General features: G+C 69.7%; 8 protein-coding genes and 1 pseudogene. 2 read left to right on the top strand and 7 right to left on the bottom strand.

All coding sequences use genetic code 11. The features are described from left to right. From FNH08_RS40100 to FNH08_RS52600, 6 genes and pseudogenes are all read right to left on the bottom strand, one after another. The coding region (locus FNH08_RS40100) for an FAD binding domain-containing protein (RefSeq protein WP_152776444.1) at positions 1–651 on the bottom strand (651 nt) is incomplete at its 3' end. A 13-nt stretch (positions 652–664) separates the two neighbouring features. Then, positions 665–1,330 carry a (2Fe-2S)-binding protein gene (locus FNH08_RS40095; protein ID WP_152776443.1) on the bottom strand — a complete coding sequence of 222 codons (666 nt, stop codon included), beginning with the start codon at positions 1,328–1,330 and terminating at the stop codon, positions 665–667. Positions 1,331–1,614: 284 nt separating this feature from the next. Beyond that, positions 1,615–1,731: pseudogene (locus tag FNH08_RS40090) on the bottom strand (oxidoreductase); the annotation flags it as partial. A 77-nt stretch (positions 1,732–1,808) separates the two neighbouring features. Beyond that, the gene (locus FNH08_RS40085; protein ID WP_152776442.1) at positions 1,809–2,654 is read right to left on the bottom strand and encodes an SDR family oxidoreductase; all 846 of its coding nucleotides are present in this window, start codon (positions 2,652–2,654) and stop codon (positions 1,809–1,811) included. A 141-nt stretch (positions 2,655–2,795) separates the two neighbouring features. Further along, a complete protein-coding gene (locus FNH08_RS40080; protein WP_152776441.1) occupies positions 2,796–3,563 on the bottom strand; it encodes an SDR family NAD(P)-dependent oxidoreductase in 768 nt (255 codons plus the stop codon). 146 nt (positions 3,564–3,709) lie between these two features. Next, on the bottom strand, positions 3,710–4,342 hold the full coding sequence (locus FNH08_RS52600; protein ID WP_228034646.1) for an ester cyclase: 633 nt from the start codon (positions 4,340–4,342) through the stop codon (positions 3,710–3,712). A 214-nt stretch (positions 4,343–4,556) separates the two neighbouring features. Here FNH08_RS52600 and FNH08_RS40065 point away from each other — a divergent pair, with 214 nt between their 5' ends. After that, positions 4,557–5,525, top strand: coding sequence for a helix-turn-helix domain-containing protein (locus FNH08_RS40065; protein WP_152776440.1), 969 nt, complete (start codon positions 4,557–4,559; stop codon positions 5,523–5,525). A gap of 190 nt (positions 5,526–5,715) precedes the next feature. Further along, the gene (locus tag FNH08_RS40060) at positions 5,716–6,693 is read left to right on the top strand and encodes an aldo/keto reductase (protein ID WP_152776439.1); all 978 of its coding nucleotides are present in this window, start codon (positions 5,716–5,718) and stop codon (positions 6,691–6,693) included. A gap of 249 nt (positions 6,694–6,942) precedes the next feature. Here FNH08_RS40060 and FNH08_RS52595 read toward each other — a convergent pair. After that, the coding region (locus FNH08_RS52595) for a hypothetical protein (protein WP_228034645.1) at positions 6,943–7,145 on the bottom strand (203 nt) is incomplete at its 5' end.

Genomic DNA, 7,145 nt, shown 5'->3' with positions numbered 1-7,145 from the left:
GGCGGGGATCTCCACGGCGGTGATCAACTCGCCCTTGCGGAGGGCCTGTTCGCGGTTCGGGGTGCTGCCGGGGCGCAGCAGGAAGTCGGCGAAGGGGATGCTGCGTGCGCCGTCCGGGCCGAGCAGGTGGACGCTCGCCTCCAGGGCGGCGAACGCCACGGCCACGTCGGAGGGGTGGGTGGCCACGCAGTCGGTGGAGGTGCCCAGGATCGCGTGGGTGCGGTTGTAGCCTTCCCGGGCCGCGCAGCCAGAGCCGGGCTCGCGCTTGTTGCAGGCGGCTGTCACGTCACGGAAGTACGTACAGCGGGTGCGCTGCATGATGTTGCCGCCGATGGTGGCCATGTTGCGCAACTGGGCCGACGCGCTCAGCTCCAGCGCCTGCGAGATCACGGGGTAGGTGGCGCGGACTCTGGAGTGGGCGGCGGCATCCGCCATCCGCACCAGGGCGCCGATGCGCAGGCCCCCGCGACCTGTGACCGCTATCTGCCGCAACGGAAGGTCACTGATGTCGACCAGCGCGCCGGGGCGCTCGACGGTCTCACGCATCAGGTCGACGAGCGTGGTGCCGCCGGCGATGTAACGGCCGCCGTCGCGGCCCGCGTTGACCGCCTCACGGGTGTCCGAGACCTTGGTGAAGGAGAAGGGATACATGGAGACCGGGCCCTCATTTCCCGTGGGCGGTCTGCTCGACCGCGCGCACGATCTTCACGTAGCAGCCGCAGCGGCAGAGGTTGCCGCTCATCCACTCCCGGATCTCGTCCTTGGAGCCGGCGTGGCCCTCCTGGATGCAACCGACGCCGGACATGATCTGCCCCGGCGTGCAGTAGCCGCACTGGAAGGCGTCCTCTTCGATGAACGCCTTCTGCAGCGGGTGCAGTTGGTCACCGTCGGCGAGACCTTCGATCGTCGTGACGTCGGCGCCGTCCAGCCGTACTGCCAGCGTCAGGCAGGAGTTGACCCGCCGCCCGCCGACCAGCACTGTGCAGGCTCCGCACGCGCCGGCGTTGCAGCCCTTCTTCGAGCCGGGCAGGTCCAGGTGCTCGCGCAGCAGATCGAGGAGCGAGGTCCGGTTGTCGACCGTGACGGTGTGCCGTTCGCCGTTGACGGTCAGCGAGACGCGACTGCTCGGTGGTGCCTCGGCGGCGGCCGCCTCCGTGGCGCCCGGCAGGGCCGACCCGGCGACCAGGCCGCCCGCGACGACGGCACCGCCGACCGCAGTGGTCGTCGCGATGAACGTGCGCCGGGACGGTGCCGAAGGAGACTCGGCAGAGGGATCGGTGGGCGGATTGGTGGGGGGAGGAACGGCTGACTCGGTGAGTTCAGTGGACATCTCTACGCTTTCGGATCGGCGGAAGGTCGATGGCCTTGCTCGTCGGCGTGCCCGGAGGCAGAAACCGCGTCGTCGTAAACCCGTGTCGTCGTAAACCCGTGTCGCCGGTCACCACTGGGGTGAACAGCGGTTCCGTGCTGGTTGGTTGCGGTGAAAGATGCGGCGGCAGGACGTGGGGAATCCCGTCGGCCTGCCGAGATGCGCGTGCCGGTCATAGGCGGTGGTCCGGCGTCGTGCGTCAGCGTGGGGGGAGGGCGTTTGGTCAGTGAGCGGTGAAGCCGGTCGCGCAGGTTGACCGCGTTCACGTGGTCGAAGTGCTCGGCCGGCTCGTTGGCCGCGTCACTGGGCGGTACCTGCACACCGGCGTTGTTGAACGCCATGTCCAGGCGGCCGAACGTCTGCGGTCGTCCGAGGGCTCGCACTCGTGCGGCCTGGACTCCCCGCTGCGGTGTGAGCCCAAAGCCCGGGTCCGGATGTGTCAGGCGCTGGTGTCGTCGTAGCCCAGATCGCCGCCCAGTTCGCGGGAGGCTTCGGCCTGGGCGAGGAGTTCACGGGCCTTGGCCTCGACGCCTTCGATGGCGTCGGCGCCGGCGACGAAGCGCGGCAGGGGCTTGTCCTGGGCGGCGATGGTCAGCAGGGCGCGGGCGAGCTTGGCGGGGTCGCCGGTCTGCTGTCCGTTCATGCTCTTCCAGGCCGCGATGGTGGCGGTGGTGCGCTCGGCGTAGTCGTCGATGGTCGGCTCGGGCCAGGTGGTGGAGGCGTCCACGAGGAGCTCGGTGCGGAAGAAGCCGGGCTCTACGACCGTGGTGTGGATGTTGTACGGCTCGACGTCGTAGCGCAGTGACTCCATCCAGCCCTCGACGCCGAACTTGGAGGCGGCGTAGGCGACGCAGAACTCCTGGCCGATGATGCCGGCGGAGGAGGAGAGGGTGATGACGTGCCCGGCGCGCTGCTTGCGCAGGATGGGCAGGACGGCGCGGGTGACGTTCATAGGGCCGAAGAGGTTGGTCTCGATCTGCTGGCGCATCTGCGCGGGCGTGATCTCCTCGAAGTAGCCGGCGAAGAAGTTGCCGGCGTTGTTGATGAGGACGTCGATGCGGCCGAAGCGGTCGACGGCGGCCTGCGCGGCGGCCTCGGCGTCCTCGGGGCTGGTGACGTCGAGCTTGGTGACCAGCAGGTTGTCCTGCGGTCCGCCGAGGGTCTTCTCGACCTCTTCGGGGCGGCGGCCGGTGGCGACGACCTGGTGGCCGGCGGCGAGGGCCTCGCGGGCGATGTCCGTGCCCAGACCGCGTCCGGCACCGGTGACGAGAATGACCTTGCTCATGAGGGGTTCCTTTTTCGGGCGCCGTAGCCCGGCGCTCAGTCGCCTTCGTGGGGTGTGGTGATGATGTGTGGCTGTGGCTGTGGCTGTGGCTGTGGCTGTGGCGTCGCCGGAGACCGGACGGGCGGCCGGCGGCGGCCGGGGTCAGGCTTGGTCGGTGGGCATGATCCACAGTTCGCCGACGGAGGCGTGGCGGGGGCGGGTGACCATGTAGGCGACGCCGTCGGCGATGTCGTCGGGGGCGAGGACCTCGGTCTGCTCGTAGAAGGTGCCGATCGCTTCGCGGACCTCGGGCTTGTGGTCGTTGTGCGAGCCGAGCTCGGTGTCCACGCCGCCCGGCTCCAGGACACCGACGCGGACGTGGCGCCGGGTGACCTCCTGGCGCAGCGACTCGGTGAAGCCGTTCACGCCGAACTTGGTGAGGTTGTAGACGCCGTAGCCGTTCCAGGCGACGCGGCCGGCGATGGAGCTGATGTTGACGATGTCGGCGACCCGGCGCGGCCCGTCCTCGGCGGCCTTGAGCAGGTGCGGGAGGGCGGCGCGGGTGGTGTAGAGCAGGCCCTGGACGTTGACGGCGATCATGCGCTCCCATTCGTCGGCGTCCGCGCCGACGACGGGCCCCAGGAGCATCAGCCCGGCGTTGTTGACGAGGGTGTCCAACCGTCCGAAGTGCTCCACGGTCCGCTGTACGGCCGCCTCGGCCTGGGCGCGGTCGGTGATGTCCGCTTCCACGACCAGCGCTGTGCCCCCCGTCTTCTCGATCTCGGCGGCCAGGTCGGTCAGGCGGTCCTTGCGGCGGGCCACGAGGGCGACGGAGGCGCCGTCCTCGGCGAGTCGGTGGGCGGTGGCGGCGCCGATGCCGCTGCTCGCGCCGGTGACGAGAGCGACGGTGCCGGTCAGTTTCGTTGCCATGGGGGGTGTCCTGTTCCTGCTTGGTTCTCTGGATGCGCGGCGTAGGGCCGACGGGGGACCCGTACGTGCCGACGAGAGTGGTGAGCGCCGGTCATCGCATCGGCGTAGGGGCGAAGGCGGGTGAAGTACGGCGCTCCGCTCCGCTGCTATGAGGCGGGGATGGCGCCCATCTGCCGGAGGATGCCGAGCATGTCGAGCTGGGCGCGCTCCTCGACGATCTTGCCGTGGGACAGGCGGTAGAAGGCGAAGCTCTCCGCGTGGATCTTCTTGCCCGTGCCCTCGACTCCGGCGAAGGGGCCCTCGTGCGTGCCGGTCATGGTGTAGCGGATGGCCACGGTGTCGCCCTCGGCCCGCATGTCCTCCACCGTCCACTTGAGGTCGGGGAAGGCCTTCATGTTGGCGGCGACGATGCCGAGGTAGGTGTCCCGGCCCTGCTGCGTCGTTCCGCCGAAGTGCATGACGATGTCCGGGCTGATGAACTTCCTCGCCAGCGCGGGATCGCCGGTGGGCAGGAACTCACTGGTGAAGCGCTCCATGACGCGCTTGTTCACCTGGGCGGTTCCGTGGTTCCACGAGACGGACTCCGCCGTGACGCGAGACGACGAGCCGGAGCCGGCGTTGCTGCTGGCCGTGCTGGCCGTGCTGGCCGTGCTGGCCGTGCTGGCCGTGCTGGCCGTGCTGGCCGTGCCGGCCGCGTCCGCCGCACCCGATCCGAAGGCCGCGAGGCCGAGCGCTCCCAGCGCCGTGACTACGACGGCCGGCTTGGTGTATCGACGCATGACTCATCCTTCTGATGAAGAGGATCGCAGCGCCGACGGCGCCGCAGAGAGGCTGGATACGGCTGCGGAAGCGCCTCCGTGTCCGGGCCGTTCACACCGCCGTGGGCGGTGCACCACCAACAGAACCCTTTGTCACGGGCGTGTGGGAGTCCCTGATGAGGGGGGCACTGACAGGGACCCCCAGCCAGAGAAAAGCGCTCGTAGAGTGGAGCACATGGCAGGCAGAAACGACCCTTATGGCGCCAATCGCGATATCCGTGGTGATTTCCGTGCGGAGATCCGGGAATTCCTGGGCACACGACGGGCCAGGGTCACCCCTGAGCAGGCCGGACTGCCCTCATACGGGGGAGACCGTCGGCGGGTCACAGGGCTGCGCCGGGAGGAGGTGGCCCTGCTCGCGGGCATCTCCAGCGAGTACTACACCCGGCTTGAGCGCGGCAACGCCACCGGCGTCTCCGAGAGCGTCATTGAGGGCATAGCGCAGGCACTGAGGCTTGACGAGGCCGAGCGAATCCACCTGCTCGACCTCCTGCGCGGTGCCGGCACGACCCGTCCCCCGCGCCGCAAGCCCGCCCAGCAGCGCGTCCGGCCCGCTGTGCAGCGAGTCCTCGACTCGATGACCGGCACGCCCGCGTTCGTCCTCAGCGGACGCCTGGACATCCTGGCCGCCAACGCTCTCGGGCGGGCGCTGTTCTCACTGGTCTACGCCGACCCGGCGCGGCCGCCGAACAACGCCCGGTTCGTCTTCCTCGACCCGCACGCACCCGAGTTCTTCCGCGACTGGGACGAGGTCGCCAACGACGTGGTCGCCATGCTGCGCGCCGAGGCCGGCCGCGATGCCTACGACCGGCGGCTGACGGACATGATCGGGGAACTGTCCACCCGCAGCGAGGACTTCCGTCGCCGCTGGGCGGCCCACAACGTCCGCATCCACACCACCGGCCTGAAGCGCCTCCACCACCCGGTCGTCGGCGACCTCGACCTGCCCTTCGAGACCTTCCCTCTCGGGGGCGACGCCGGCCAGAGCCTGCTCACCTACACCGCTGAGCCGGCGTCACGATCGCAGGAAGCCCTGAAACTGTTGGCCAGTTGGGCCGCCACCACTGACGACATGGACGAGTCCGAGCCGGTCGACGACTCTGAGTCGGCTGAGCCGGCCGAGTCGGCCGAGACCTCCGACTGACCGAGAAGCCGCAGCGCCTGCCCCCCCCGGTGAAGCCATCGGGAGGAGCCAGGCACAGCGCGGCCTGCCATGCGACCGGCCCGTCCAACAGGCCGGCGAAAGAGATCCCTTTCGACCTTGCAGGGCGAACGCCACGGCGTACGGCGCCGGGCGTCCGCAGACACCCGAGAGACACGGAGCACCACCACTCATGAAGCACATCAAGCTGGGGAACCTGGACGTTTCCCGCATCGGCCTGGGCACGATGGGCATGAACGCCTTCTACACCGGACACAGTCAGGACGAAGCCGAGTCCATCCGTACCATCCACCGGGCGTTCGACCTGGGCGTCACCTTCATCGACACCGCCGAGGTGTACGGGCCTTTCACCAACGAGGAACTCGTCGGACGGGCCGTCAAGGGCCGGCGTGACGAGGTCGTCGTGGCGACGAAGTTCGGTTTCCTCTCGCACTCGGGCCGCGCCGCCGGCTCCCTGGACAGCAGCCCCGCGAGCATCCGCACCGCGGTCGAAGGCTCCCTGAAGCGGCTCGGCACCGACTACATCGACCTGTACTACCAGCACCGGGTCGACCCGGACACGCCCATCGAGGACACCGTCGGCGCGCTGGCGGAACTGGTCGCCGAGGGCAAGATCCGCCACATCGGCCTCTCCGAAGCCGGGGTCGGGACGATCCGCCGCGCCCACGCCGTCCACCCGGTCACCGCTCTGCAGTCGGAGTATTCCCTGTGGACCCGTGACCCGGAGGCGGAGGTGCTGACAGTGCTGCGCGAGCTGGGTATCGGCTTCGTGCCGTACTCGCCGCTGGGTCACGGCTTCCTCACCGGTCAGATCCGTTCGACGGACGACTTCGCCGAGGACGACTGGCGCAGGACCAACCCGCGTTTCATGGGCGAGAACTTCCAGCGCAACCTGCGCGTGGCCGACGAGGTCAAGGCCGTCGCCGACGAGGTCGGCGCCACCCCGGCGCAGGTGGCCCTGGCCTGGCTGCTGGCCCAGGGCGACGACATCGCCCCGATCCCCGGCACCAAGCGCGTCGAACGGGTCGAGGAGAACACCGCCGCCGACAGCATCGAGCTGAGCGCCGAGCAGATCGCCAAGCTCGACGACCTCACGCCGGCCGCCGGCGACAGCCACAACGAGGCGGGAATGCGGCTCCTGGAGCGCTGACCCGCCCTTCTCCGGCACAGCACGGCCACGCAGAAAACGTTCCTACGAGGCGGCCGCCATCGACGCCCTCGGCACCGGGAAACGCAGTCGCCCCGCCCCGAAGGACAGTGTTGGCGCCCTTGGTGTGGGTCACGGGGACGGTGTAGTCGTTGAACTGGTTCCAGTGCAGGGTGCTGGCGATGTTGACGCGGGTGGAGGTGCCGCCGTTGACGGTGAGGTCGGCCCGGCCTGTGTTGCGGTAGCGGGCCGTCAGGTCCGCGTATTCGTCCGGGCGGAGTAGACCCAGAACGTCGCGGACTTGCCGGAGGTGAGGTGCACCCCGCCCGCGAAAGAACGGGCCGCTTCGCGCTGTTGCTCGTTGGCGGGGTGCGGCTGCGGTGCGGCTGCGGTGTGGCGGCCGACCGGTGACGGCGTAGCGGACGGTGGGTGGGGTGGTCGCCCCGGTTGGTGGT

This window comes from Streptomyces spongiae (assembly GCF_009377185.1).
GTDB classification, from domain to species: Bacteria; Actinomycetota; Actinomycetes; order Streptomycetales; family Streptomycetaceae; genus Streptomyces; species Streptomyces spongiae.
The sequence above is the reverse complement of the archived record's forward strand: the minus strand, read 5'-3'. Positions and strand labels throughout refer to the sequence as shown.

Excerpts from the sequence above, each read along its gene's own strand:
- FNH08_RS40095 (WP_152776443.1), bottom strand. The coding sequence starts at position 1,330 with ATGTCCACTGAACTCACCGAGTCAGCCGTTCCTCCCCCCACCAATCCG.
- FNH08_RS40065 (WP_152776440.1), top strand. The coding sequence starts at position 4,557 with ATGGCAGGCAGAAACGACCCTTATGGCGCCAATCGCGATATCCGTGGT.
- FNH08_RS40085 (WP_152776442.1), bottom strand. The coding sequence starts at position 2,654 with ATGAGCAAGGTCATTCTCGTCACCGGTGCCGGACGCGGTCTGGGCACG.
- FNH08_RS40080 (WP_152776441.1), bottom strand. The coding sequence starts at position 3,563 with ATGGCAACGAAACTGACCGGCACCGTCGCTCTCGTCACCGGCGCGAGC.
- FNH08_RS40060 (WP_152776439.1), top strand. The coding sequence starts at position 5,716 with ATGAAGCACATCAAGCTGGGGAACCTGGACGTTTCCCGCATCGGCCTG.
- FNH08_RS52600 (WP_228034646.1), bottom strand. The coding sequence starts at position 4,342 with ATGCGTCGATACACCAAGCCGGCCGTCGTAGTCACGGCGCTGGGAGCG.